Source organism: Mesorhizobium sp. WSM4836 (assembly GCF_055811815.1).
In genome coordinates this window covers 93,052-117,651 of sequence record NZ_JBVVQF010000004.1, presented here as the reverse complement: position 1 = coordinate 117,651, position 24,600 = coordinate 93,052, and the positions used below count along the sequence as shown (strand labels likewise).

Here is a 24,600-nt window from a genome sequence, read left to right as displayed (position 1 = left end):
GTCGAAACGGGAACAGAGTGAAATGCCGAACTGGATGTTCTTTTCAGAAGTTCCTGCCGCCCGAGGGCCAAGTTTCGAAGACTCTGCGGAAACAGAACAGTCAAACTGGCTGCAAGAACGGGGTACCCTTCCTTACGGCAGGCAAGCTCCAGAGGACCTCCGATAGGCAGAGCTTGCCCGTTTGGAGCGTTCTCCAGGAAAAGGGAACAATGTCCGGTACGGGGACCGGACTTCATAAGGGAGCCGCCAAGATGAGTAGAATCCGTCTCTCGCAGCCTCAGCGCGCGAAGCGCCGAGATGGCCAGGCTACGGCTGCTACGGTGACGCGTTGCTGCTCAAGGGGCGATGTTGCGGTCAGCAACAGGGTGGACGCGCTCGGTTGAAAGGGGAGGTGATCCAGATGGTCGCAAGCATCCAGGCCGTAGCCTCTCACGATGTGGCGCTTTCGGTGCGCGACCTCACGGTGAATTTGCCGAAAGGCATGGAACGAACCCATGCTGTCAAGAACATTTCCTTCGATCTGAAACGCGGTCAAATCCTCTGCATCATAGGCGAGTCCGGATCAGGCAAGTCGGTCACGGCGAACGCGATCATGGGGCTCCTGCCCAAGGTGATCCGCGTCTCATCGGGTTCAATACAGTTGGAGGGGATGAACATCATCGGCATGTCGCCCGACAAGCTGCGCAACCTGCGTGGGCGGGTCGTGTCGATGATCTTTCAGGATCCGCTCTCGGCGCTCAATCCCTTGATGACCGTGGGCGCACAGATCGACGAGGTCATGGCCGCGCATGGATACGGTACGCCAAAAACCTGCCGCGACCGCGCCATCGAGCTGCTCACCGAAGTGGGCCTGCCAGATCCCGAACTCATGTATCACCAGTACCCTTTCCGGCTCTCGGGCGGGCAGCGGCAGCGCGTCATGATAGCCATGGCCCTGGCGCTCGAGCCGACGGTGCTGATCGCGGATGAACCAACCACCGCGCTCGACGTCACCACCCAGGCACAGATCCTGGAACTGATCCGCGACATTCAGCGCCGCAAGGGCATGAGCGTGATGTTCATCACCCACGATTTCGGCGTGGTGGCCGAGATCGCAGACAGTGTCGTGGTGATGGAAAAAGGTCACATCGTCGAGCAGGGCAGCGCCGAGCAGGTCTTGAAGGCGCCCAAGGATCCTTATACCCAGCGCCTGATCGCGGCCGTACCGCATCTGACCGGCGAGGATCGCTCTCGTGCGGAGTCCGCCAGCAAGGTGCCGATCCTGAAGGTTGAGGGTCTGGTGAAGACCTATCGTGGCGGCAGTGCGCTGTTCGGCGCGCAGCGAATTGTGAAAGCAGTGAACGAGGTTTCGTTCGAACTGGCGCCTGGCCGCACCCTGGGGGTCGTAGGCGAGAGCGGTTCGGGCAAATCCTCGCTGGGCCGGCTGCTGATCAAATTGCTGGACAGCGACGGCGGCGAGATTTTGTTCGAGGGATCTGACATAGCCAAGCTTTCCGAAGCGAAGTTCCGCCCGCTCAGACCACGGATCCAGATGATCTTTCAGGATCCCTTCGCGTCTCTGAACCCACGCTCAACGGTCGGCCACATCATCACGATAGGCCCGGTGGCACACGGGATGCCTTTTGCCCAGGCGCGCGAAGAAGCGCGGACGCTTCTGGCCCATGTCGGTCTCGATGCCGGCGCCTTCGACCGCTATCCGCACGAGTTTTCTGGTGGGCAACGCCAGCGCATCGGCATCGCCCGGGCTTTGATGTTCAAGCCGAAGCTTTTGATTGCCGACGAGGCGGTCTCCGCGCTCGACGTGTCGATCCAGGCGCAGATCCTGCAACTTCTGGACCAGATCCAGCGCGAGACCGACGTGTCGATGCTCTTCATCACCCACGACCTGCGCGTCGCCAGCCAGATCTGCGACGAGATCGCCGTGATGCAGAAGGGTCGCATCGTCGAGCGCGGACCGCCCTCGCAGATATTCCTGAATCCGCAGGCAGCCTACACGCGCCAACTCGTGGCGGCCATTCCAGGGGAGCGGCCGGGCAATGCCCGTCCAGTAGCAGCAAACGCATAAGAGATAACAAGAGAGGAACTACAATGACCAAAAATTCATCGACTACGTCCAACTACTCGAGGCGCGAAGCGCTGCGACTGATGGCGCTAGGCGGGGCTGCAGGCCTCATCGCGCCCAATCTGTTGGGCAAGCCCGCCTTCGCCAAGACTCCTCCTGCAGGCCCGGCCGGTCGCGTCATCGTCGGTCTCTCGCAAGAGCCGACCGTGTTCAATCCGCTGATGGCGCATATCGAAGTCGATGACGCGGTCCATTTCTCGGTTTTCGACGCGCTGGTCCGCATGGATCCCCAAGGTGGCCTACATCCAAACCTCGCAGCCGAGGTGCCAAGCCAGAAGAACGGCGGCATTTCGGAGGACGGTCTCAACTGGCGCATCCGGTTGCGCGACAATGCCCGCTGGCACGACGGTGAGCCCTTCACGGCCGAGGACGTGAAATTCACGCTTGAACTCATCACGAATCCGAAGTTTCGCGCCTGGCGTACGAGCGGCCATTCGCTCGTCCAGGACATCACAGTGGTTTCGCCCACCGAGATCACATGGCGGATGAAGGAGGCTTTTGCACCCTATCTTTCGTTCCTGGCCGAAACCTTTATCGTGCCAAAGCACATTCTGGGGAAAGAGGCCGATCCGAACACAGCCGCGTTCAACCAGGCGCCGGTCGGCACCGGCGCATTCAAATGGGGCCAGCGCGTCGCGGGCGATCACATCGAGCTCGTCGCCAATCCTGAGTACGCCGGCGAAGGTCCCTATGTCGAGCAGCTCATCTTCAAATACATCCCCGACATGACGGTGCTCTACACGCAGTTCAAGAGCGGCGACGTGGACCTGGTCGATCAGTCGTTCATCACCGCCGACCATTATACTGAAGCCCGGGAGCTACCAGACCGCGTGGTGACACTGGAGACAGGGGCATCGCTGGAGTCGATCTACCTCAATTTGGGCCGCCCGCAGTTCAAGGACCTGGCAGTGCGCCAGGCGCTCTACGCCGCCTTGGACAGGAAGGCGATCGTCGACACGATCTATTACGGCGTTGGGACTCTCACCGAGACCTTCATGCCGAAGGAGTCCTACTATTACGACCCGAACCTGCCGGTTCAGGAGTTCAATCTGGACCGGGCGCGTCAGATTCTGGATGAGGCCGGCTGGAAGCCGGGCCCGGATGGAATCCGCGCCAAGGATGGAGTTCGGCTGTCCTTCTCCAACTCGACAACGTCTGGCAACAACCTTCGCGAGCAGACGCAGCAGTTTCTGCAGCAGACGTTTGCCGAGATCGGCGTCGAGATGACGATCTCGAATTTACCGGCTGCAGTCATGTGGGGCGAGTTCTGGCTGAAGTCGCAATTCGACACCGCCATGGTTGGCGTCACCTATCTGATTGCCGCGGACCCAGACGCCACAAACCGGCTGCATACGAAGGCAATCGCCGCTCAAGGCGGACACGGTTCGAACACCGGGCAATATTCCAATCCTGAGGTCGATGCCCTGCTCGAAAAGGGTGCTCGCAGCTTCGATCCGGAAGAACGGCGCGGGATCTATAATCGCGTGCAGGAAGTGGTGCGCCACGATCTGCCCTTCCTGCCGCTGTTCGCCTACACAATCGTCCTCGGGCGCAAGAAAGGGCTGGACGGCTTCGAGCCCAACGCCAACACCCGCACCGCATCGTGGAATGCCGCGGCCTGGCAGTGGAAGGCCTAATCCACGCAGTTGCCGCCGCCCCATTCCGTCGCGGCGGCGGCAACAGACTAAAATAGTCAACCCACAACGGAGGACTCGAATGCGCGGCTTCCTGCTCAATCGCCTCTCGCAGAGCCTGGTGCTGCTTGTGATCGTTTCGATCATCGGCTTCGGCATTCTGAACCTCCTTCCCGGCGGCCCGCTGGCCCAATTTGGGCTCGATCCCGGAATGACCCAGCAGGACATCGAGCGGCTCAAGGGGTTGCTGGGCCTCGATCGACCCATATGGATCCAATATCTGGACTGGGCATGGCGGCTGGTGCGGGGCGACTGGGGTCACTCCTTCCGTGACGGAGCGCCGGTCTTGAAGGTGATCGGTAGCCATCTCTTTGCCACGCTGCTGCTGATGGGGTCCTCAACCGCGATTGCGATCTCCATTGGCGCCTGGATCGGAATCCGGGGCGCCACACGCCGCTACTCGCTGTTCGACTATCTCGCAACTGTCGGTGCCATGGTCGCGTTGTCGGTCCCTACCTTCTGGTTCGGCCTCGTCGGCATCTATATCTTTTCCCTGAAGTTGGGCTGGCTGCCCGCGGGCAATATGTCCGAGATCGGCGATGCCTCGATCCTGGGCTATCTCCACCATCTGATCCTGCCAAGTATCGTGCTGTCGCTGGTCCATGTCGCGATCTGGAGTCGCTACATGCGGACGGCTACTCTCGACGCCATTAGCCAGGACTTCGTCAAGACGGCCCGGGCCAAGGGGTTGAGTGAACGCCGGATTCTGATGAAGCATGTCGTCGGCAACGCACTTTTGCCGATGATTACCTTGGCCGGGATGCAGCTTCCCAGCGTCCTCACTGGCGCGCTCGTGACCGAAACCGTCTTTACCTGGCCAGGAATGGGACGGTTGTTCCTCGATAGCCTTGGTTACAGCGACTATCCGGTTGTGATGGGGCTGCTGATGTTCTCCGCCATCCTCGTTCTGCTTGGAAACCTGATCGCGGACATTGTCGTCGCTATTGTCGATCCGCGCATTCGCCTGGCTTGAGCGCGCAACTTCCCCGACAGGAGACAGCCGATATGACCGCTCTCACCGCAAATGCAGCTCCAAGCCGCTGGAGAAACAACCGCGCGGCACTTCGTTTCATGCGGCATCGCTTGGCACTGCTCGGGTTGGCGATGATCATCTTCCTGAGCCTCGCTTGCGTCCTCGGCCCCCATCTCCTGCCTTATGACTCACTGTATATCGATCTGCGGGCCCGCTTTGCCCCCCCGCTGACGGGCTACCACTTTCTAGGCACCGATCCGCTTGGCCGCGACGTGGCGGCAAGGCTTTTGATGGCGGGACGAATCTCGCTGCTGGTCGGTTTCTTTGCCATGGTTTTGTCGACGCTCATCGGCACCCTGGTGGGCGTGATTGCCGGCTATCGCGGCGGCTGGGTTGGGGCCACGCTGATGCGCACGGTCGATGGATTCCTGTCATTCCCATCGATCTTTCTGCTGCTGGCGCTGGCTGCCGCACTGAAGCCCAGTCCTGTGATGATCACCGTCATTATCGCCCTCACCAGTTGGATGGAGGTTGCTCGTATTGTGGAAGCGGAGGTCCGCTCGTTACGCGAACGCGAGTTCGTCCTGGCTGGCCGAATGCTGGGATTGAGCGGCACCCACATCATGTTCCGGGAGATACTGCCCAACGCCATGGGGCCGATTATCGTTGCTTCCACTTTGACGGTCGCGCGTGCCATTCTCATGGAAGCCTACATCAGCTTCCTCGGCTATGGGATCCAGCCGCCATTGCCTAGCTGGGGCAACATGCTCAATGGCGCCCAGCAATATCTGGGCAGCGCACCTTGGCTGGCAATCATTCCCGGAGCCGCAATCACCATTGCGGTAACCAGTTTCAATTTCATCGGTGACGGGCTGCGTGATGCACTCGACGTCCGAGACGACCACATCTGAAGTTTCACCGACCGCAGATCTTTACCCCGCAATGCAGCGAGAAGTCAGCCACGTGCAAGAACCTCATATCGCCGACAAGAACACACCCTACTGGTGGGAAGCGGCGCCCGTCATGCCGCTGCCGAGGCAGCCGCTGGCAAGGAAGCTCGACGTGGTGATTGTCGGCGCGGGCTATGCCGGGCTTTCGGCCGGGCTTGCGCTGGCGCGCGAAGGGCGCTCGGTCGCAGCTTTTGATGCGATGAATCCGGGCGAGGGTGCTTCTACCCGCAACGGCGGGATTACGAGCGGGAGCATCCGGCCGGACTATGCCACGATCACCCGGCGCTTCGGGGAAGAGAAGGCCGTGGCGATCGAGGCCGAGGGCAAGGTCGCACGCGAATTCCTCTACGACTTCATCAAGACCGAAGGGCTCGACTGCGACTTCCGACTGGTTGGTCAATTCAAAGGCGCTTTCGGATATGAACAGTATGGGAACATGGCGCGCGGCGCCGAGACGCTGGCGACGAAATTGGGGATCGAATCCTACGCCGTTCCGCATGCCGAGCAGCGAAATTATATCGGCACCGACTTCTACCGCGGCGGAACCGTCCGGATGGACATTGGCGGCCTGCACCCCGCAAAATTCCATGCTGAGCTCCTGCGGGTGGCGCTCGCATCCGGGTTGACGGTCCATTCGCATACAGTGGTCAAGTCGATCGAGGGGAACGGTTCGGGCTTCCGCGTCGTGACGTCGGCTGGGACGGTGGATGCACGGCAGGTTCTGGTCTGTACCAACGGCTATACCGACGGCGCCGCTCCCTTCCTGCGCCGCCGCCTGGTTCCGGTCCGCAGCCGGATCATCGTCACCGAAGAACTTGCGCCCGATGTCATGGCGCGACTGATGCCGAAGCTGATGACGATCACCGAGAACCGGCAACTCGGTTTCTATTATCGCCCGTCGCCCGACGGGAAACGTATCCTGCTGGGCGGCCGTGACAGTTCTCGCGTCGGCGATCCCGCAGCGCCGAAACTTCTCCTACGCAAGGGACTGGTGAACCTTTTCCCGGAGTTGGAGAACGTGCGCCTTTCGCATTGCTGGTTCGGCAATGTGGCGATGAACCGAGACATGCTGCCCCGCATCTTCGAGAAGGACGGTGTGGTCTATGCGTCCGGCTTCTGCGGTTCGGGCGTGGTCTGGGCGCCATGGATTGGCATGCGTGCGGCGCACAAGTTGATGGGGCATGGCGAGCAGTCGCGCACGGCGTTCGACTTTCGACCGCCTTCGGCTGTCCCGCTCTATCGTGGCAATCCGTGGTTCATGCCGGCGATTATCCAGAGCTATCGGTTGCAGGACCGTCTCGCCTTCTGGCGCGCCAGCCGCTGATCGCCCGAAATACCACGTGGGCAACGCCTTTGGCGTGCCCGCCGCAGACACGACTGTAGAGCGGGTCACCTTGTTGCCGGAGAGCACTCCAGTTGTGTCGGAAATCGATCGGGCTGGGGCCTGTCGGTGCGAAGCTGATCAGCGGCGGGACGCCTTTGCGCGGATCAGCGCGTCGGCCATGTAGAGGTCCTGCAGGGAGATACCGGAACTATCGAAGACCGTGATCTCATTGTCGAAGCGGCGTCCGGGCGCGCGCCTTTCAATGACCTCGCCGATTGGTGTTACCGCAAGCACAGCGTCGATCTCGTCGCGCACGTACTGGAACTCGCCGATCTCGACGGACTGGGAAAGCAGATCACAAAAAAGACGCGCCTCGGGAAATAATTCGCTCGGCAATTCGCGCTTGCCCGGAGCATCCGACCCCATGCTGACGATATGCGTTCCGGGCCCCACCCAAGCGGCATCGAACAGCGGTTCGCGCGCGGGTGTCGCCGTCACCACGATGTCGGCCGCGCGCACGGCTTCTTCCGGCAAGGCAGCGCGCGCCTTCAGTCCCCATTCGCCGATCCGATCGACAAAAGCGTCGCGCCGCGGCGAAGGCCGGGCGACGACCAGCACGGTCTCGATTGGGCGGATGCGTGCCAGCGCCATCACTTCGAAGCTCGCCTGATTGCCGGCGCCGAAGATCGCAAGAACCTTGGCTTGCTTGCGCGCAAGAAGATCGGCCGCAACTGCGTCGGCGGCGGCCGTCCTGTAGGCGTTGATCTTCCCGGCCTCGATTATGGCGCCGAGCCGACCTGTATGCCGATCGAGCAGCACGATGGTGGAGTTGTGGCGGGGAAGGCCACGTGCCGGATTGCCCGGCCAGAAGGAGCCAATTTTCACTCCGGTGAGGTCGGCCGACGAACCGGATTTGATTGAGAAGGTATTGGTCGCGTCCTGTGCGCGTCCGAGAACAGCGGGAAAGACCAAGCTCTGCCGCGATGCCGCCGCCACGAGGGCCTCGCGCGCCGCCTCGAAAGCAAGTTCATGCGTGACGAGGGCGGCTGCCTCCTCTTCGCTGATGTAGATCATCAAAAATTCCTCCTGAGCATCAAGCGTTTTATCACCGGGGAGTGTTGCGGCGATGTCATTGGGATGTTGCGGACGTGAGGCCGATCGCGGGCAACCATGAAGCGGCGATTCAAAGTGCCAGGTATTCCTCGCCCGATTTGCGCGATTTGGCATGCCGAGGAACTGCTAAAAACGAATAATCCCGCTGATTTGAAGGGGCAAAACAGCAGCGAAATCTGTCCGCCGGGCGTGACTCTAAGGTTCGACTTCAATCCGACTCTGGATCAAGTGACAGCGTTGCACCTTATGGCCTTTGAGCATGACAGACATATCGTCAGCGCCCCGACCGAGCTGATGAAATTGGAAACCCGCCATTTGCCGGGCGCGCTGAAGCTGTCGCAGGAGATGGCTTGGCCCTACCGCCAGGAGGATTGGGAATTTGCCGTGATGGTCGGCAATGGCCTGGTCCTCGAGCGGGCAGGACAATTGATTGGCACGGCCATGTCGTGGAGTTACGGACATTCCTATGCCACGCTCGGGATGATCATAGTTACTGGGTCCGCGCAAGGCGGCGGCAACGGCGCCCGGCTCTTTGATGGATTGCTTGAGGCGACACACGGTCGCAACGTGCTGCTCAACTCAACCGAAGAGGGGCTGGCGCTCTACAGGCGACGCGGCTTCACTGCCTGGGGCACGGTGCTTCAGCACCAGGGGTCGCTGACTGTTGCCGTGACACGGAGTCCCCGCGACGGCATCCGTCAAGCCACAACCTCCGACCTCGCGGCGATCCAGGCCTTCGACGAACGGGCAACGGGCATGCCCCGGCTATCGATGGTCGCTGCCCTCGCTGATGTGGGCAACGCATTGGTCATTGAGCGCAATGGACGAATTGCAGGCTACGCTATCGCCAGGAGGTTTGGCCGTGGCTATGTCGTCGGCCCCTGTGCAGCCGAGAGCGTGGAGGACGCGCGGCTTTTGATCCTCGCCCAGCTTTCGAAGCTTCACGATCAATTCGTTCGCATCGACGTCTATGCCGAGGATGGATTGGGCGACTGGCTTGAGAGCCTTGGTCTTCGGCGATCCGGCAGTGCGACCGCCATGGTCAAAGGGCAACGACCCGTCCCTGAGCGGCCCGCCCATATGTATGCGTTGGCAAACCAGTCGTTCACTTAGGAAACGAGACTATGAACAAGGTGGCGGCAAACCTGGCAGTGAGCGAAAGGGCTACCACCATCGACGCCTTAGTCACCCCAGCGCTGCTTCTGGACCATGGGCGGCTCGAGCGCAACATCCAGGGTCTGGCCGAGCGCGCCAGGAAGCTTGGCGTGGTGCTGCGCCCGCATATGAAGACGGCCAAAAGCATCGACGTCGCCCGATGCGCGTTCCATCCAGAACCTGGTCCGATCACGGTCTCGACCATCGCTGAGGCGGAGTATTTCGCGGGCAATGGCTTTCGAGACATGACCTATGCGGTTGGTATCTCACCGGCTTCGGCCATGCGCGCCATGGAGCTTTGTCGCCGTACTGGCGTCGACCTGAAGCTGCTGCTCGATTCTGTGGAGCAGGCTGATGTTTTGGCCGACGTGCGCCAAGCAATCGGCGTGACGCCGTCCGTCTTCATCGAACTGGACTGCGATCACCATCGCGGCGGCTTGAGGCCGGACGACCCGAAGTTGCTCGGAGTGGCCAACAGGGTCGTCGAAGCGGGCGCTAATCTCGTCGGCGTCCTCGCCCATGCGGGCGAGTCCTATACCTTGAGCACGCCCGATGCGCTGGTCAAAGCAGCCGAAAACGAGCGTTCAGCTACGGTGCGCGCGGCCGAAACCTTGCGCGCTCACGGCCATGCCTGCCCGATCGTCAGCCTCGGTTCGACGCCGACCGCACACTTCGCCAGCAATCTTGAGGGGGTCACGGAGTTGCGCGCTGGGGTCTACATGTTCTTCGATCTCGTCCAGCACGGGGTCGGGGTCTGTGGCATCGACGATATCGCGGTTTCCGTGTTGGCGACCGTGATCGGGTCCAAGCCGGAAAAGGGATGGGTGCTGGTTGACGCCGGGTGGATGGCGCTTTCGCGCGACCGGGGAACCGAAAATCAGCAGATCGATCAGGGTTACGGCGTGGTCTGCGACGAAAAGGGGCGGGTGCTTGAAGATGTGATCGTGGCCCAGGCCAGCCAGGAACACGGTATCCTCGCCATTCGTGCCGGTTCTGGCAAGTCCATGCCCAAGCTGCCGCTCGGGTCTCGGGTCCGGATCCTGCCCAACCACGCGTGTGCGATGGCCGCCCAGCATGATTTCTACAGCGTCGTCGACGCGGACAGCCCCAAGATTGAAGCGCGTTGGGAGCGGATGCGCGGCTGGTAGGCGCGCAACTACGCTCGGACGTCGCCCCCACTCAAATCAACACTGGTGGTCAAGAAAATGAAGTTTACCTCCTACTGGCTGGATACGTCTCAGCCGTTCAATGCAGGGTCGTCCAACCCGTTCGAAGGCCACTACGACGTGGCGATCGTGGGCGGCGGCCTGACTGGCTCCTCCGCCGCGCTGGCCCTTGCCAAGAAGGGCGCCCGGGTTGCCCTGCTGGAGGCCGAAACGATCGGCAACGCAGCGTCAGGCCGCAATGGCGGGATGTGCAACAACGGCTTTGCCCAGAACTATGCGATCATGGCTGGCAAGCACGGCAAGCCGGCCGCAAATGCGCTCTACAAGGCTTTCGACGCCGGCGTCGATATGGTCGAGCGGTTGGTGCAGGAAGAAAAGATTGACTGCAGCTTCGCCCGCGTCGGCAAGCTCAAGCTTGCCGCCAAGCCTGAACACTACGACATGCTGGCGCGTAGTCAGGAACTTCTCGCGGCCAATGTCGATCCCGAAACGAGGATGATCGCGCGCCAAGACCTGCGGACCGAAGTCGGCACCGACCGCTACCATGGCGGGCTGCTCTTTCCCAAGAGCGCGGGCATGCACGTGGGCCGGTTCGTCCGGGGCTTGGCGACCGCCGCCGCAAGGCGTGGGGCCGAAGTCCATGAACGTAGCCCAGTTATTGCTATGCGCAAGACCTCCGCCGGGCACGAGGTTGAGACCCCGCGCGGCAAGATCGTTGCGCGGCAGGTTCTGTTGGCGAGCGGCATTTCCCAGGTCGGTCCGCTCGGATGGATCCGCCACCGGATCGTGCCGGTCGGCGCCTTCCTGATTGTGACGGAACCGCTCTCGCCTGCACAGCTTCAGCGCCTCATGCCGACCCGCCGCAATGTCGTCGACACACGCAACCTCGTCGTCTACTGGCGGCTCACTCCGGACAATCGCATACTGTTCGGCGGGCGGGCCCGGTTTGCGGTGTCCAATCCGCAATCCGACGAAAAGAGCGGCCGCATCCTGAAAGCGGCGATGGTCGAAGTCTATCCAGAACTGGCCAACACCCGGATCGACTACTGCTGGGGCGGCATGGTCGATATGACCCGCGACCGCCTACCGCGCGCCGGAGAGCGCGACGGCATCTATTACTCAATGGGCTATAGCGGACACGGGACCCAGATGTCGACGCTGATGGGCACCATCATGGCCGAGGTCATGGACGGGCGCCCCGACCTAAACCCCTGGAAGGATTTCGACTGGCCGGCGATCCCCGGCTATTTCGGACGTCCCTGGTTCCTGCCGATTCTTGGTGCCTATTACTGCATGAAGGACCTTGTAGGCTGATGACGCCCCTCGAACACCTGTCGCGCAACGGCCACCTGGATAAATTTTTTATCGATGGCCAATGGGTTGAGCCGAGTGGCACCGCGACGAGTATCGTTGTCAATCCGGCCACGGAACAGGCTGTGAGCCAGTTTCCGCTTGGCAATGGCGAGGACGTGGATGCGGCCGTTGCAGCGGCCCGCCTTGCATTCGCCGCCTGGAGCCGGACCACGCCGGAATATCGTGCCGGTCTGCTCGATCGCCTGCAGGCGCTGCTCGAAGCGCGCGGCGAACTGATGGCTCAATGCCTCACCCTCGAAATGGGCGCGGCGATCGGCTATGCGCGCAGCGCGCAGGTGCCGCTGGCGATCGCGCATGTTAAGGTTGCTCGTGATGTGCTGACAGCCTTTCCCTTCGTCAGGCAGCGGGGGCAAACCGCGGTCACCCACGAACCGATCGGCGTCTGCGCACTCATTACTCCCTGGAACTGGCCGCTTTACCAGATCACCGCCAAGGTTTCGCCTGCGCTCGCGGCAGGCTGCACGGTCGTGCTGAAGCCGAGCGAGCTTTCTCCCTTGGACGCCCTGCTGTTCGCCGAGGCGATCGAGGAAGCCGGCTTCCCTGCCGGGGTGTTCAATCTCGTGCAAGGTGATGGTGCATGCGTGGGTGCTAGTCTCGCATCCCATCCGGATGTCGATATGATCTCCATTACCGGGTCCACCCGCGCGGGCGTTGCTGTGGCTGAGGCGGCAGCGCCGACGGTCAAGCGCGTCGCGCAGGAGCTCGGCGGCAAATCGCCGAACGTGATCCTGCCGGACGCAGATCTCGATCGCGCCGTTTCTCTGGGCGTAGCCGCCGCCTTCCGCAATCTCGGCCAGTCATGCAGCGCCCCAACGCGCATGATTGTGCCACGCGAGCGGCTGTCCGAGATCGAGGCAATCGCCCAGAGGGTCGCGGCCCAGATCGTCGTCGGCGATCCTCTTTCGGAAGCCACCACTCACGGTGCGATCGCCAATCGTGCCCAATTCGAACGCATCCAAACCATGATCGGCGTCGGCATTTCGGAAGGCGCCAGGCTCCTCATCGGCGGACCGGGTCGCGCGCACGATCTGAACGTCGGCCTCTATGTGAAGCCGACCATTTTTTCCGACGTGCGTACGAGCATGCGCATTGCCCAGGAAGAGGTCTTTGGGCCGGTTCTCTGCATCATCCCTTACGACACAGTCGAGGAGGCCGTCACCATTGCCAACGACACGGTGTACGGCTTGGGGGCTCATGTGCAGGGCGAGGACTTGGGTGTCGTCAGGGACGTCGCGTCACGCATTCGCTCCGGTCAGGTTCATCTCAACTACCCGGCCTGGGATCCGCATGCTCCGTTTGGCGGTTTCAAGCAGTCCGGAAACGGACGAGAATATGGTGTCGAGGGCATGCTGGAATATCTCGAGGTCAAATCCATCCTCGGCTATTTCTAGGCGACATCTTCGCCGGCTCAGGAACTGGAACTGACGATCAGTCTGGTTTCGCCGTGGGACCACATCCGTGTAACCGGACAGACATGAAGCCGGGCACGCCAAGCGGGCCGACCGTTGCGAGCAGGTTGCCACGGTCGCCCTCTGGGCGGGGCAACACAACCACCACGCCGCTCAACATGGCATTCATTCAAGGGCCTGGGGCCTCAACAGACCGATCCGCGGAAGCGCGGTCAGTGATCGATGAGACGATCCGCAGGATGACGGCCTCCCCAAAAGTCAAAGGTCATTTCATTTCACCCATTTGTTCGCCAGTGCGTCGTCCCTCCGACGCATTGAAAACGATGTTACCATGCGAGCGAGGTGTAATGAAAAGCGAGAAGGTCTCATGAGTTTCGATGACATCGACCTCAATTTGCTGAGAGTGTTCGACGTGATGATGCGTGAAAGGAGCGTAACGCGCGCAGCTGCCGAATTGGGAAGAACGCAATCAGCCGTGAGCCACTCCCTATCTAAGCTTCGATATGTATTGAAGGATGAATTGTTCACCAGAAACGGAGGGGAGATGAGTCCAACCCCTCGGGCGGTGGAGTTGCTGTCAGATATCTCTGCTGCGCTGGCGACGATTCGCGCGTCGATCGACCGGCATCAGGTGTTCAATCCAGCAACGACGCGACGCAACTTTCGCGTGGGACTTACTGACTATCACGCCATGATATTTATCCCTGGGCTCATTCGAGAATTTTCGAGGCAAGCTCCTGGCGCGACGCTGAACGTCATTCCCGCAAACGGACCCGAAATCGGTTCATCGGTCTATTTGAAACACGTCGACTGTGCGCTGACGGGAGCGGCAATACGCGACGACCCAGGTCTCTTGAAGGTGGAGCTTGGCCGGGATCGATTGTTTTGCGCGGTGTGGAGTGGAAGCCAGGTCGCCAGGAACGCCATGACACTGGAAACGTATTTGGCCAGTTCTCACCTGCAGATTTCCGCAGATGGTCTGGCAGAAGGCCTCGCGGATGCCGCCCTCAAACACATGGGTCTACGGCGCAATGTCGTTGCGACCATCTCGAATTATCTGGTGCTGCCCTGGGCGCTTCGCGGCACTGAACTGATTACCCATTGCGGTGATGCCATCCTGCAAATTCTGGACGAGAGGAGTGAGGTGACGTTGGTCCCGCCGCCCCTTCCCATATCGAATGTGAATGCCTGGCTCATTGTTCACCGCCAGATGGCGAATGACCCGGGTACCAAATGGCTCCGGGAAGTCATCATTAGCATCTACAACGAGTCGCGGACCAAGAGAGACCAAGGGTCAACCGTCGGAGCACCGGGGTTGGCCGCACAATAGGTCGCGCGCGCTGTCGCTCATTCGACCAGCCGCCTCAAGCAAACTAACCCGATCATCTCAAGCCCCTTTCGCCCGAGAGCGGGTGCCTCCTAAATCATGAGCAGTGCTCATTTTTGTAATGAGGACAATCAATTTGACGAATACTTATGCTTGAGAGCACAGTCTCTTCAAGAAAAACAGGGGAATACCGAAATGAGATCGACGTTTAGGGGCCTGATTGCCCTCGCTATCGCGTGCACCGCCTCCTCGGCGTGGTCCGCAACCCTCGACAATGTCAAGAAAAATGGAGTGCTGACGTGTGGCACAAACTCGGCCACGGCTGGCTTCAGCCTTCCCGACAATGAAGGCAAATGGACCGGATTTGTGGTCGACTATTGTCGCGCCGTGGCCGCTGCCGTGCTCGGGGATGCGCAAAAGGTCAAGTTCATCCCATTGACGCCAAAAGATCGCTTCACCGCCTTACAGTCGGGAGAGATCGACATTCTCGCGCACAACGCAACTTGGACCTCCTCCCGCGATACATCCCTCGGCATACTGTTTGCCGGCACGTATTTCTATGACGGCCAGGGATTCATGGTGCGCAAGTCGGACAACATCACGTCAGCCAAGGGCCTCGAGGGCGCATCGATATGCGTCACCCAGGGCACCACGACCGAGTTGAACCTTGCCGACTATTTTCGCTCGCAGTCGATCAAGTACACGACGGTTGGTTTCGCCGACGAGGAAGCTGTCGTGAAGGCTTACGAGGAGGGGCGTTGCGACGTCTTGTCCGCGGACACCTCCACTTTGAACGCGTCGCGGCTTCGCATGGCCAAGCCGGACGACAGCATTGTTCTTCCCGAGTTGATCTCCAAGGAGCCGCTTGGCCCGGCGGTGCGGCAGGGTGACGACCAGTGGTTCAATGTGGCGAAGTGGACGCTCTACGTCATGGTGGCCGCGGAAGAAAACGGGGTCACCTCCAAGAACGTCGATGCCATGCAATCGTCGGACAATCCCAGCATCCGCCGTCTGCTTGGCGTGGACGGCAGCATAGGCAAGGACATCGGACTCGGCGGTGACTGGCCGGTCCAGGTGATCAAACAGGTCGGCAACTACGGTGAGGTCTTTGAGCGCAATATCGGCAAGGATTCGCCGCTGAAAATGGAGCGCGGCATGAACGCGCTCTGGAACAAAGGCGGCGTTCAGTACGCTCCGCCGATCCGCTAGGCAAAGCATGGTTGCAAGGCGCCGGTGTGTTACCACCAGCGCCTTGCACGGATCCCGATAGGAACAGGCCATGTCCCATTTGTCGCATCCCGCGCCATTGCGCAGGAGCCTGTCGCTGCATGATACGAAAGTGCGGGGCGTTCTCTACCAGCTCTTGCTCGCTGGCTGCCTGCTGGCCTTGGCACTGTGCATCGGCATGCGGACAGCATCGAATATGCGGGTCCGGGGGATTCCGCTCTCATTCGATTTTTGGAATGAGTCTGCCGGCTTCGATATCAATCAAACCCTGATACCGTACGATGCACTGTCCACCTACGGTCAGGCCTTCTGGGTGGGTGTGGTCAACACCCTCTACGTCAGCTTCCTCGCAATCCTGTTGGCGACCTTGCTTGGCTTCGTCATCGGCGTTGCCCGCCTGTCGCCGAACTGGATCGTTTCGAAGGTGGCGACCGCCTATGTCGAGCTTGTACGCAATGTCCCGTTATTGCTGCAGCTGCTGTTCTGGTACAACGCCGTCCTCAAGCCGTTGCCCTCCCCGAAGGCGTCCATCGCCATCCCCGGCGGCATCTACCTAAACAATCGCGGCCTCATCATTCCGGAGATCCAGTTGCATCCGGGAGCGGGGCTGGTGGGCCTGGCATTCGTGGCGGCCATTTCCTGCTGCGTTGCATTCTGGTTTCGCGCCAGGAGCGTCCAGCGACGGACGGGCAAGCAGCTGCCGGTGCTTTTGGTCAGTCTGGCGACCTTGATAGGACTTCCGCTGGTCGTGTTCCTGGCGGCTGGCGAGCCGGTCTCGTTCGTCGCGCCGCAGCTACGCGGCTTCAATTTTCAAGGCGGGCATCAGCTCTATCCGGAGTTTGCCGCTCTCCTGATCGGTCTGTCGGTCTACACCGGTTCATACATCGCCGAGATCGTCAGAGGTGGAATCCAGGCAGTGCCAAAGGGCCAGACCGAGGCTGCGTATGCGCTGGGGCTGGCGCCGGGCAAGACGCTTCGTCTGGTCGTCGTTCCCCAGGCGCTGCGCATCATCATACCGCCTTTGACAAGCCAGTATCTCAATCTCATCAAGAACTCGTCGCTTGCGGTGTTTATCGGCTATCCCGACCTCGTTCAAATCTTTGCAGGGACGGTACTCAACCAGACCGGAGCCGCCGTCCAGGTCATGGCGATTACCCTGTCGGTCTATCTCGCTGTCTCCCTTGCCACGTCATTGGCCATGAACGCCTGTAACCGACATTTTGCGATCGTTGAGAGGTGACGCATGAGCGATCAGTCCATGCACTCGCCAATTGTCAGCAGCGCGCTCATACCAGCGATGGCGCCTCCCGCGGACATTCGGCCGGGTCCAGCGACCTGGATGAAAAAGAATCTGTTTTCGACGCCGTCTTCAGGCGCGCTGACAATATGCTTTGTCACCCTCGCCGTGTGGCTGCTGCATCACTTTCTGAGCTTTGCGATCTTCGACGCGGTCTGGAGCGGCGGCCGCGAAGCTTGCCGTGCGAACAGCCAAGGAGCTTGCTGGCCTTTCATTGCCGAGAAGTTCGACTACCTGCGATACGGCGCATACCCGGTTTCCGAGCGGTGGCGCGTGGACCTTGCGCAGGCGATCGGCGCCATCCTCATCGTTTGGCTCCTGTGGACGAAGGCTCCGCGGCGCGAAGTGGCGGCGTTGCTGTTCTTCCTCGTCTACCCCGTTGCCGCGTTCGTTCTCGTGCGCGGCGTTGCCTGGCTTCATTTGTCTATCATCGATACGACGCTCTGGGGCGGTCTCTTGATCACGCTGCTGATGTCGATCGTGGGCATCGTCTTCTCGCTTCCGATCGGGGTTATCCTGGCGCTTGGACGCAGGTCGGAACTCCCTTTCGTCAAGACGGTTTGCGTCACATTCATTGAAGTCGTCCGGGGCGTGCCGTTTATCACGGTGTTGTTCATGGCGAACTTCATGATGCCGCTCTTCGTCCCGGACTATCTGACGCCTGATCGTCTGCTGCGCCCGCTCATCGCGATAGCGTTGTTCTCGTCCGCCTATATGGCCGAGGTTGTGAGGGCCGGCCTTCAGGCGATCCCGAAGGGCCAATACGAAGCGGCCAAGGCGCTCGGGATCAGCTACTTCGACATGATGCGCCTGATCGTCCTCCCCCAGGCGTTGACGATCGTCATACCGAGCATCGTCTCGACCTTCATCGGTCTGTTCAAAGACACGACTCTGGTGGCCATCGTCGGCATCGCGGATTTCCTGAAGGCCGTGGAAACGGCGCGCGTCGATCCGAACTGGGCAGGCCCGACGATCTCCTCAACCGGCTACCTCTTTGCGGGACTGGTCTACTGGGGCTTTTGCTTCGGCATGTCCCGTTACTCGCAATCGATGGAGCGCCAATTGGCGCGCGGCCACAAATCCTAGGGCGCGACGATGATGCCACAAGCAATGTACGCGGCGACGAAGGCAACGCCCTACGACAAGGCGATCGCCATCGAGCTGCATGACGTCAACAAATGGTTCGGTTCATGCCATGCGCTCAAGAACATCAACCTCTCGGTACCACAGGGCCAGCGCATTGTGATCTGCGGCCCGTCGGGGTCGGGCAAGTCGACGATGATCCGTTGCATCAACCATCTCGAGGAGCATCAGTCGGGCGAGATCATCGTCGACGGCAAGGCGGTAACCGAGGATCTGCGCAAGATCGACGAAGTGCGCAGCAACGTCGGGATGGTGTTTCAGCACTTCAATCTGTTTCCCCACCTTACCGTACTTGAGAATTGCACCCTTGCGCCGGTGTGGGTGAGAAATATGCCGCGAGTCGCGGCTGAGGAATTGGCGCGCCATTATCTCGATCGCGTCAGAATTGCGGAGAAGGCGGACAGCTACCCAGGGCAGTTGTCGGGTGGGCAGCAGCAACGCGCTGCAATTGCCCGGGCTCTCTGCATGAACCCAAAGATCATGCTTTCGACGAGCCGACCTCTGCCCTCGATCCGGAGATGGTCAAGGAGGTGCTCGACACGATGGTGTCGCTCGCGAGTGAAGGCATGACAATGCTGTGCGTGACGCATGAAATGGGCTTCGCGCGGGAGGTGGCCGATCGCGTCGTGTTCATGGACCGAGGGGAGATCGTCGAGACCAACACGCCCCATCAGTTCTTCACCAACTCCCGATCGGAACGGGCACGGCAGTTTCTGGCGCAAATCCTCAAATAGGACGTCTGCGCAGGCACAGCGGCCGTAACCGAGGTGGCAACAGATTTTAAGGTGACTATCAAATGGCTTGTGCAGACACGCCCGCATCGGCGTTTGGGCAACGAAATATCGCGGGAATAGATTTCGACCAAATCCACGACCGCCAGCAATTCGGATCCGTCAAATGGGCCAACCAGTGGGACGAGTTCTCTCCGCAGGTCGAGGGCCAGGACCTGCTGTCTCTATGGACGGCGGATATGGATTTCCGAGCCCCGGAAACCGTCATCGCGCGACTGCGCGAGGCCGCGGACCACGGCATTTACGGCTACACCCGCCGCGATCCACGCCACTATGAGATCGTGCAATCGTGGTTCGCGCGCCGGCACAACTGGTCGCCGAAACTGGAGACTTTGCTTCCCGCGCCGGCGATCATGCCATCGGTGGCTGCGATACTGCGCACCTTCACGAAGCCCGGTGACGGCGTCATTGTGCAGTCGCCCGTGTACTCGCCCTATTTCGAAGTGGTTCAGGGAAACGGGCGGGTTCTGCTTACGAACCGGCTGAGGCTGCAGAACAACAGATATGAGCTCGATCTGGAGGATTTCGAGAAACTGGCGGCCGGCGGTGCCAAGGCATTCCTGCTGTGCAATCCTCACAACCCTGCCGGAATGGCCTGGACATTCGAAGAATTGGCGGCGCTTAACGACATTTGTGAGCGCCATGGGATCCTGGTCATATCCGACGACATTCACTGCGACATAAGGTTGTCGGATCGCCCCCACATCGTCTTCTCCTCCATCTCGGAAGATGCTGCGCAGAGATCGTTCATCTGCACCGCGCCGACGAAAACCTTCAACTTGGCTGGTATCCCTTCGGCAACAATTTCGGTAGCCAACAAAAAGCGCCGAGACGAGCTCCTTGCCGCAATGCAGGCGTCGTTCATGGTGAATGCGAACTTTTTCGGTCGCCTGGCCTTGGAGATTGCTTACAGCAGCGGCGAGCCATGGCTCGACCAACTCACGCGCTACATCGCCAGCAACATTGATCTGGTTTGCGAGTTCGCCGCTGAACGCCTTCCAGGCATCAAGCCCATGCGGCCGGACGCATCGTTTCTGGTGTGGTTGGACGCGTGCGCGCTCGATCGCAGAGTGGGTGGAATTCAGAAGTTTTTTGTCGATCAGGCCGGGGTCAATCTGTACGACGGTCGCGTCTATGGGCTTGGCGGCGAAGGCTTCATCCGCCTGAATGTCGGCTGCCCGCGTCCTCTGTTGCGCCAAGGGCTGGAGCGCATGTCCAACGCGCTGGCATCCTTGTGATTGAGCGGAACCAAGCCAGGATGCTCCGAATGCGAATTGCCATCATCAATCCCAACACGACCGCTTCGATGACCAGGGGGATCGTCGCAGCCGCCATGGCGGTGGCTGGCCCCGGGACCGAGATAGTGGGCATGCAGTCCACGGCTGGACCTGAAGCGATCGAAGGGCCATTTGACGGTGCACTCTCCGTACCGGGCCTGCTCAAGCAGGTGGTCGCGGCCGAAATGGACAATGTCGACGCCCATATCATTGCCTGCTTCGATGATACGGGTCTCGACGCGGCGAGGGCCATCGCTACCAAGCCCGTCATCGGTATAGGCGAGGCTTCGCTTCATGCCGTCAGCCTTGTCGCCCACAGCTTCTGCGTCGTGATCACTCTGTCGCGTTCCGCGCCGCTGATTGAAGACAACATTCGCCGTTACGGGTTCTCCCACCGCTGCCGGCGCGTGCTTGCTTCCTATCCCGGTACTTGAGTTGGAGAGATCTGAGAGTGGTGCCTCCGAACGAATTTCGGAGCTCATACGCGAAGGCATCAGGCTGGGAGCGGAGAGCGTTGCACTAGGTTGCGCCGGTATGGCCGAGTTTGCCTCCGCCCTCCAGCGCAAGCACGATATTCCCGTCGTGGATGGGGTCGGTGCTGCAGTCGGGCTTGCGGAGACTCTGATACGTTGCGGCCTTGCGCCCTCCAAGCGTGGCGTTTGGGCTATTCCGGCGCGCGCGAAGGGGCTAGACAGGTTTGAATGACTTGGGGCGGCCCCTCGCAAGGAATGCGTTCGGAGCACAAAGCGACTGACCATGCATCCCACAAATATCTGAGTCATTCATGGAATTTGCTAGCGGGAGACGGCTATATCGTGACACCCACTATCGAGGAAGCGCTGTTCCAGCCGCGCCGGCGCCGACCCCGAACTGTTCGTCGATGAGGCGCTGGTACGCGACGCGTACGGTGCCCCGCGAAACGCCGAGCTGAGCGGCCATGTCACGCCAGGAAGGAAGCTTTGCTCCCGGGTCCGCCGCCCCGTCTCGATGGCGTCCCGGACCGCCCGGTAGATCTGCGTCGTCAGCGGCGTCCTTGCGGCGCGGTCGAGATGGATGGGCACAGCGGCCATGGCGCAATGGTACCATCATTCCCGCCAATCTTGGTCCTGTTTCATGACCAGAGCCGGACATATCTATCGGGCATCGCCGCGCGACAAATGACCGAGGAGATTAATTCAGATGAAGGCAATCGCAGTTACGGATCAGACCGCGGGAACGGCCGGGATGAAGCTAGCGGAGCGACCCAAGCCACAGGCGGCCATAAACGACGTCGTCGTTCAGGTTCATGCGTCGGGATTCGTCCCGACTGAGTTGGCGTGGCCATCGACCTGGACCGATCGCGTCGACCGTGACCGGACGCCATCGATCCCCGGGCACGAGCTCGCCGGAGTGGTAACCGCCCTCGGCTACGGTACGACGGGGCTCTCGGTGGGCCAGCGGGTGTTCGGTCTCGCCGATTGGTATCGCGACGGCACCCTGGCGGAGTATGTAGCCATGGAGGCGCGCAACCTCGCGCCGCTGCCGGGCGACGTCGACTTCACGGTGGGCGCGAGCCTGCCAATCTCGGGCCTGACCGCGTGGCAGGGACTGTTTCAGCACGGCCGCTTTCAGGCGGGGCAGAGCCTCCTCGCGCATGGTGCGGCCGGCGCAGTCGGGTCGATGGTGACGCAACTCGCACGAGAGGCCGGCGCCTACGTCATTGGCACCGGACGCGCTGCCGACCGTCAGAAAGCGCTCGACTTCGGCGCCAACGAGTTCGTCGACCTCGAGAACGACGCCCTGGAAGACGTCGGCGGTGTCGATCTGGTGTTCGATGTCATCGGCGGCGACATCCAGAAGCGGTCCGCAGGCCTGATTCGAGCCGGAGGAACACTGGTGACCGTCGTTGGGCCGCCCGAGGTGCGACCAGCCAATGGCCTGGCCGTCGACTTCGTTGTCGAGTCCGATCGAGCTCAACTGAGTGAGATCGTCCAGCGGGTGCGGGACGGACGACTCCGGACGAACATCGGCAACATCTCGTCCCTCGACGATGCCGTTTCCGCCTTCAACCCGACCGAGCGACGCTCGGGGAAGACGATCATCCGCGTTCGTCCGTGAGCGACACGCGCCTCTCGATGCTCGCGGCCGGGCGGTGCTGTCCAGATCGGCCGATCTGCGTCCTGTGAGACGCGCCCGTGGCAACCCGGGAAACTACCCATATCCCATGGCATGAGATGTCGAATGGGTAGTGTCTCAGTTTGAAATTTCAGGTGCGGGCGGTGCGTATTCGGATGGCTGTTTAGCCAATCTTTCGCCGTTCACAATTATGATCGCACCTTCAAACTGACAGGCTTCGATAGTCGCCTGATCAATTGACCGTGTATCGTGTACGTGAGGCAAGAGATTCGAACTCCTGACCCCAGATTCGTGGTCTGGTGCTCTACCCAGCTGAGCTCCGTGCGCGCAACAGCCAGGCTTTCCATGACCCCCGCGACCCGATCGTGAACGACCGGTCGTTTTCGGATTCAGCCCTTGCGCTCCTGAAGGCTGTTGCCGCCGTCGACCACGAGCAGGGCGCCGTTGACGTAGCTGGCGGCTTCCGATGCCAGGAACACCACCGCCGCGGCAACCTCGTCCGGTCGCCCGGCCCGCGCCGGTGGCGTGTGCAGGGCAGCTTGCCGCTCCATTGCGCTCGACGAGCCCGTTTCGATCCAGCCGGGGGCCACGGCGTTGGCCGTGATGCCGCTTTTTGCCACTTCGAGCGCCAGCGTGCGCGTCAGGCCGACCATGCCGGCCTTGGCGGCGGAATAGCCGGCGGTGCCTTCGAAAGACACCAGCGGCCCGGTAACCGACGCCACATTGACGATGCGCCCATAGCCTGCCTCGACCATCGCCGGCAGAAACGCGCGGGTGACCAGGAACGCGGTCTTCAGGCTGACGTCGATCCCTTGGTCCCAGTCGGCCTCGGTCATGGCGAGAAACGCCTTGTCGACCGAGGGCGATGCCAGCGAGCCCATGCCGGCATTGTTGACCAGGATGTCGACAGCGCCGACATCAGCCCGCAGCCGCGCGACTTCGGCTGCGATGGTGAGATCGGCGACCGCGGATTTGGCATTGATGCCTTCGGAGCAAAGCTCGGCGGCGCGATCGAGTACACGCGCGCTGGCACCGTTCAGGAAAACGGCATGACCGGCAAGGCCGAGCTGCCGCGCAATGGCAAAGCCGATGCCGTCGGCAGCACCCGCCCCGGTGATCAGCGCACGCTTGGTGGTACAAGAAGGCATGGTCAAATCAGAGTCCGCTGGTTCCGCCGTCGCGGTCTTACCACACATTTTGGGCGACGGTGCTGCGAAGATTTGCTCTGCAACATTCCGCGCCGCTTTGCGTTCTCGAAGCCATGCCGAACGAGGCGGAATTGCGGTGACAGTGCACTTAACTCGCCATCGCAATACATCGCGAGTGTCAGGCGCGCGGCCGGCCGGATGCAACTCGACGGCTTGCATCGGAAGAACGGCCAGTTGGTCCTCGACAATGGCCCATGCGTCGTATCCGGTTGCCGCGAACAGCGGAATGCGCCGATTGTTCCCGTTTTTGTTCCGCGGGCCTTTCCAGTCACGGATCAGAAGCATCCGCGTACGGGCGTCCATGTCGGACCACCGCGCCTTGCAGATTTCCTCCTGGCGCATCGCGGTAGCCACTGCGAAACGTATGATCCGGCCGACCGGCGCGATTTGACGAGGGTTTGCATCGAAGTGGGCGATGAGCCTGCCGAGTTCATTCTAGGTCGGCCTCCTGTCGCGCTGATGACCTTTCCCGACCAGGCCAAGCCTCTTTAAGGCGATACGCGCCAGATCGACCGGTTCGATCTTTAGTAGTAGGCCGTGCACCGCAGCGGCATGAGCCAGAATGAATTCCACAAAGCCGCTGTCGATGCCGAGAGTCATCGGTCCGGCACCTTGGGCGGCACGATCGCGACCAAAACGAATGAGCCGTTCGCGATGAAGGGCTGCGATGTTGCACTTACCCAGATGTCTCTGGAGCATATCGAGGGCCGCGGCCTTGGAGCGGCGAGGGGACTTGCCTACATCGCACATGTCGTCGATATGAAGGTCGATGAGTTCGCCGAAGTTTTCAGGCGCGCTATACGGGACTTGGTCGGCGTCTCACCGCGATCGACTTGGCGCTCGGCTTCGGTTGCCCAGTGCAGTGCGTCGTCTCGGCGCAGGAAGGTCTCGCTGATGTAGCGACCTTTGCGACGGACTTGGACACGCCAGGAACC

At 61.0% G+C, this 24,600-nt stretch carries 19 protein-coding genes and 3 pseudogenes; 18 read left to right on the top strand and 4 right to left on the bottom strand.

Annotation, left to right across the window (positions count from 1 at the left end; all coding sequences use genetic code 11):
* The first annotated feature begins 400 nt into the window (after positions 1 to 400).
* The 5 genes from AC0L2P_RS06700 to AC0L2P_RS06680 all read left to right on the top strand — a co-directional run bounded on the left by AC0L2P_RS06700 (position 401) and on the right by AC0L2P_RS06680 (position 7,063).
* Positions 401 to 2,065 carry an ABC transporter ATP-binding protein gene (locus AC0L2P_RS06700; protein WP_473500432.1) on the top strand — a complete coding sequence of 555 codons (1,665 nt, stop codon included), beginning with the start codon at positions 401 to 403 and terminating at the stop codon, positions 2,063 to 2,065.
* Between the two features lie 23 nt (positions 2,066 to 2,088).
* Complete coding sequence (locus AC0L2P_RS06695) at positions 2,089 to 3,759, top strand: peptide ABC transporter substrate-binding protein (protein ID WP_473500431.1); 1,671 nt, start codon at positions 2,089 to 2,091, stop codon at positions 3,757 to 3,759.
* Positions 3,760 to 3,838: 79 nt separating this feature from the next.
* Positions 3,839 to 4,789, top strand: a complete 951-nt coding sequence (locus tag AC0L2P_RS06690; RefSeq protein ID WP_473500430.1) for an ABC transporter permease — start codon at positions 3,839 to 3,841, stop codon at positions 4,787 to 4,789.
* Positions 4,790 to 4,821: 32 nt separating this feature from the next.
* Positions 4,822 to 5,700 (top strand): ABC transporter permease, encoded by an 879-nt coding sequence (locus AC0L2P_RS06685; protein ID WP_473500429.1) that lies wholly within the window; start codon positions 4,822 to 4,824, stop codon positions 5,698 to 5,700.
* 31 nt (positions 5,701 to 5,731) lie between these two features.
* Complete coding sequence (locus AC0L2P_RS06680) at positions 5,732 to 7,063, top strand: NAD(P)/FAD-dependent oxidoreductase (RefSeq protein WP_473500428.1); 1,332 nt, start codon at positions 5,732 to 5,734, stop codon at positions 7,061 to 7,063.
* Between the two features lie 138 nt (positions 7,064 to 7,201).
* Here AC0L2P_RS06680 and AC0L2P_RS06675 read toward each other — a convergent pair whose 3' ends face one another.
* Positions 7,202 to 8,137: an ornithine cyclodeaminase family protein gene (locus AC0L2P_RS06675; RefSeq protein ID WP_473500427.1), complete on the bottom strand. Its 936-nt coding sequence runs from the start codon at positions 8,135 to 8,137 to the stop codon at positions 7,202 to 7,204.
* Between the two features lie 96 nt (positions 8,138 to 8,233).
* On the opposite strand from AC0L2P_RS06675, the gene AC0L2P_RS06670 reads away from it, so the two are divergent.
* The 11 genes and pseudogenes from AC0L2P_RS06670 (at position 8,234) to AC0L2P_RS06620 (ending at position 21,047) form a co-directional block, all read left to right on the top strand.
* On the top strand, positions 8,234 to 9,289 hold the full coding sequence (locus AC0L2P_RS06670; protein WP_473500426.1) for a GNAT family N-acetyltransferase: 1,056 nt from the start codon (positions 8,234 to 8,236) through the stop codon (positions 9,287 to 9,289).
* Positions 9,290 to 9,300: 11 nt separating this feature from the next.
* Positions 9,301 to 10,479: an alanine racemase gene (locus tag AC0L2P_RS06665; protein ID WP_473500425.1), complete on the top strand. Its 1,179-nt coding sequence runs from the start codon at positions 9,301 to 9,303 to the stop codon at positions 10,477 to 10,479.
* Positions 10,480 to 10,536: 57 nt separating this feature from the next.
* On the top strand, positions 10,537 to 11,811 hold the full coding sequence (locus tag AC0L2P_RS06660; protein ID WP_473500424.1) for an NAD(P)/FAD-dependent oxidoreductase: 1,275 nt from the start codon (positions 10,537 to 10,539) through the stop codon (positions 11,809 to 11,811).
* A complete protein-coding gene (locus tag AC0L2P_RS06655) occupies positions 11,808 to 13,262 on the top strand; it encodes an aldehyde dehydrogenase family protein (protein WP_473500625.1) in 1,455 nt (484 codons plus the stop codon). The genes AC0L2P_RS06660 and AC0L2P_RS06655 overlap by 4 nt, the downstream gene beginning before the upstream one ends.
* A 385-nt stretch (positions 13,263 to 13,647) precedes the next feature.
* A complete protein-coding gene (locus AC0L2P_RS06650; RefSeq protein WP_473500423.1) occupies positions 13,648 to 14,610 on the top strand; it encodes a LysR family transcriptional regulator in 963 nt (320 codons plus the stop codon).
* Positions 14,611 to 14,802: 192 nt separating this feature from the next.
* A complete protein-coding gene (locus AC0L2P_RS06645; protein ID WP_473500624.1) occupies positions 14,803 to 15,816 on the top strand; it encodes an amino acid ABC transporter substrate-binding protein in 1,014 nt (337 codons plus the stop codon).
* Between the two features lie 70 nt (positions 15,817 to 15,886).
* Complete coding sequence (locus AC0L2P_RS06640; RefSeq protein WP_473500422.1) at positions 15,887 to 17,074, top strand: amino acid ABC transporter permease; 1,188 nt, start codon at positions 15,887 to 15,889, stop codon at positions 17,072 to 17,074.
* A 3-nt stretch (positions 17,075 to 17,077) separates the two neighbouring features.
* Positions 17,078 to 18,217 carry an amino acid ABC transporter permease gene (locus AC0L2P_RS06635; RefSeq protein WP_473500421.1) on the top strand — a complete coding sequence of 380 codons (1,140 nt, stop codon included), beginning with the start codon at positions 17,078 to 17,080 and terminating at the stop codon, positions 18,215 to 18,217.
* 24 nt (positions 18,218 to 18,241) lie between these two features.
* Positions 18,242 to 19,008: pseudogene (locus tag AC0L2P_RS06630) on the top strand (amino acid ABC transporter ATP-binding protein).
* A 62-nt stretch (positions 19,009 to 19,070) separates the two neighbouring features.
* The gene (locus tag AC0L2P_RS06625; RefSeq protein ID WP_473500420.1) at positions 19,071 to 20,303 is read left to right on the top strand and encodes a MalY/PatB family protein; all 1,233 of its coding nucleotides are present in this window, start codon (positions 19,071 to 19,073) and stop codon (positions 20,301 to 20,303) included.
* A gap of 29 nt (positions 20,304 to 20,332) precedes the next feature.
* Positions 20,333 to 21,047: pseudogene (locus AC0L2P_RS06620) on the top strand (aspartate/glutamate racemase family protein).
* Positions 21,048 to 21,167: 120 nt separating this feature from the next.
* Here AC0L2P_RS06620 and AC0L2P_RS06615 read toward each other — a convergent pair.
* Positions 21,168 to 21,281 (bottom strand): hypothetical protein, encoded by a 114-nt coding sequence (locus AC0L2P_RS06615; protein ID WP_473500419.1) that lies wholly within the window; start codon positions 21,279 to 21,281, stop codon positions 21,168 to 21,170.
* Positions 21,282 to 21,521: 240 nt separating this feature from the next.
* Between AC0L2P_RS06615 and AC0L2P_RS06610 the strand changes: the two genes are divergently transcribed.
* The gene (locus AC0L2P_RS06610) at positions 21,522 to 22,439 is read left to right on the top strand and encodes an NADP-dependent oxidoreductase (RefSeq protein ID WP_473500418.1); all 918 of its coding nucleotides are present in this window, start codon (positions 21,522 to 21,524) and stop codon (positions 22,437 to 22,439) included.
* A gap of 407 nt (positions 22,440 to 22,846) precedes the next feature.
* Here AC0L2P_RS06610 and AC0L2P_RS06605 read toward each other — a convergent pair whose 3' ends face one another.
* A complete protein-coding gene (locus AC0L2P_RS06605; protein WP_473500417.1) occupies positions 22,847 to 23,605 on the bottom strand; it encodes an SDR family NAD(P)-dependent oxidoreductase in 759 nt (252 codons plus the stop codon).
* A gap of 336 nt (positions 23,606 to 23,941) precedes the next feature.
* Positions 23,942 to 24,031: pseudogene (locus tag AC0L2P_RS06600) on the bottom strand (hypothetical protein); the annotation flags it as partial.
* Between the two features lie 186 nt (positions 24,032 to 24,217).
* On the opposite strand from AC0L2P_RS06600, the gene AC0L2P_RS06595 reads away from it, so the two are divergent.
* Positions 24,218 to 24,565: a hypothetical protein gene (locus AC0L2P_RS06595; RefSeq protein ID WP_473500416.1), complete on the top strand. Its 348-nt coding sequence runs from the start codon at positions 24,218 to 24,220 to the stop codon at positions 24,563 to 24,565.
* The last annotated feature ends 35 nt before the right edge of the window (positions 24,566 to 24,600 follow it).

What these genes read in the sequence shown, in the direction of transcription:
- AC0L2P_RS06700 (WP_473500432.1), top strand. Translation starts at nt 401, where the DNA reads ATGGTCGCAAGCATCCAGGCCGTAGCCTCTCACGATGTGGCGCTTTCG.
- AC0L2P_RS06695 (WP_473500431.1), top strand. Translation starts at nt 2,089, where the DNA reads ATGACCAAAAATTCATCGACTACGTCCAACTACTCGAGGCGCGAAGCG.
- AC0L2P_RS06690 (WP_473500430.1), top strand. Translation starts at nt 3,839, where the DNA reads ATGCGCGGCTTCCTGCTCAATCGCCTCTCGCAGAGCCTGGTGCTGCTT.
- AC0L2P_RS06685 (WP_473500429.1), top strand. Translation starts at nt 4,822, where the DNA reads ATGACCGCTCTCACCGCAAATGCAGCTCCAAGCCGCTGGAGAAACAAC.
- AC0L2P_RS06680 (WP_473500428.1), top strand. Translation starts at nt 5,732, where the DNA reads ATGCAGCGAGAAGTCAGCCACGTGCAAGAACCTCATATCGCCGACAAG.
- AC0L2P_RS06675 (WP_473500427.1), bottom strand. Translation starts at nt 8,137, where the DNA reads ATGATCTACATCAGCGAAGAGGAGGCAGCCGCCCTCGTCACGCATGAA.
- AC0L2P_RS06670 (WP_473500426.1), top strand. Translation starts at nt 8,234, where the DNA reads ATGAAGCGGCGATTCAAAGTGCCAGGTATTCCTCGCCCGATTTGCGCG.
- AC0L2P_RS06665 (WP_473500425.1), top strand. Translation starts at nt 9,301, where the DNA reads ATGAACAAGGTGGCGGCAAACCTGGCAGTGAGCGAAAGGGCTACCACC.
- AC0L2P_RS06660 (WP_473500424.1), top strand. Translation starts at nt 10,537, where the DNA reads ATGAAGTTTACCTCCTACTGGCTGGATACGTCTCAGCCGTTCAATGCA.
- AC0L2P_RS06650 (WP_473500423.1), top strand. Translation starts at nt 13,648, where the DNA reads ATGAGTTTCGATGACATCGACCTCAATTTGCTGAGAGTGTTCGACGTG.
- AC0L2P_RS06645 (WP_473500624.1), top strand. Translation starts at nt 14,803, where the DNA reads ATGAGATCGACGTTTAGGGGCCTGATTGCCCTCGCTATCGCGTGCACC.
- AC0L2P_RS06640 (WP_473500422.1), top strand. Translation starts at nt 15,887, where the DNA reads ATGTCCCATTTGTCGCATCCCGCGCCATTGCGCAGGAGCCTGTCGCTG.
- AC0L2P_RS06635 (WP_473500421.1), top strand. Translation starts at nt 17,078, where the DNA reads ATGAGCGATCAGTCCATGCACTCGCCAATTGTCAGCAGCGCGCTCATA.
- AC0L2P_RS06625 (WP_473500420.1), top strand. Translation starts at nt 19,071, where the DNA reads ATGGCTTGTGCAGACACGCCCGCATCGGCGTTTGGGCAACGAAATATC.
- AC0L2P_RS06615 (WP_473500419.1), bottom strand. Translation starts at nt 21,281, where the DNA reads ATGGCCGCTCAGCTCGGCGTTTCGCGGGGCACCGTACGCGTCGCGTAC.
- AC0L2P_RS06610 (WP_473500418.1), top strand. Translation starts at nt 21,522, where the DNA reads ATGAAGGCAATCGCAGTTACGGATCAGACCGCGGGAACGGCCGGGATG.
- AC0L2P_RS06605 (WP_473500417.1), bottom strand. Translation starts at nt 23,605, where the DNA reads ATGCCTTCTTGTACCACCAAGCGTGCGCTGATCACCGGGGCGGGTGCT.
- AC0L2P_RS06595 (WP_473500416.1), top strand. Translation starts at nt 24,218, where the DNA reads ATGAGCCAGAATGAATTCCACAAAGCCGCTGTCGATGCCGAGAGTCAT.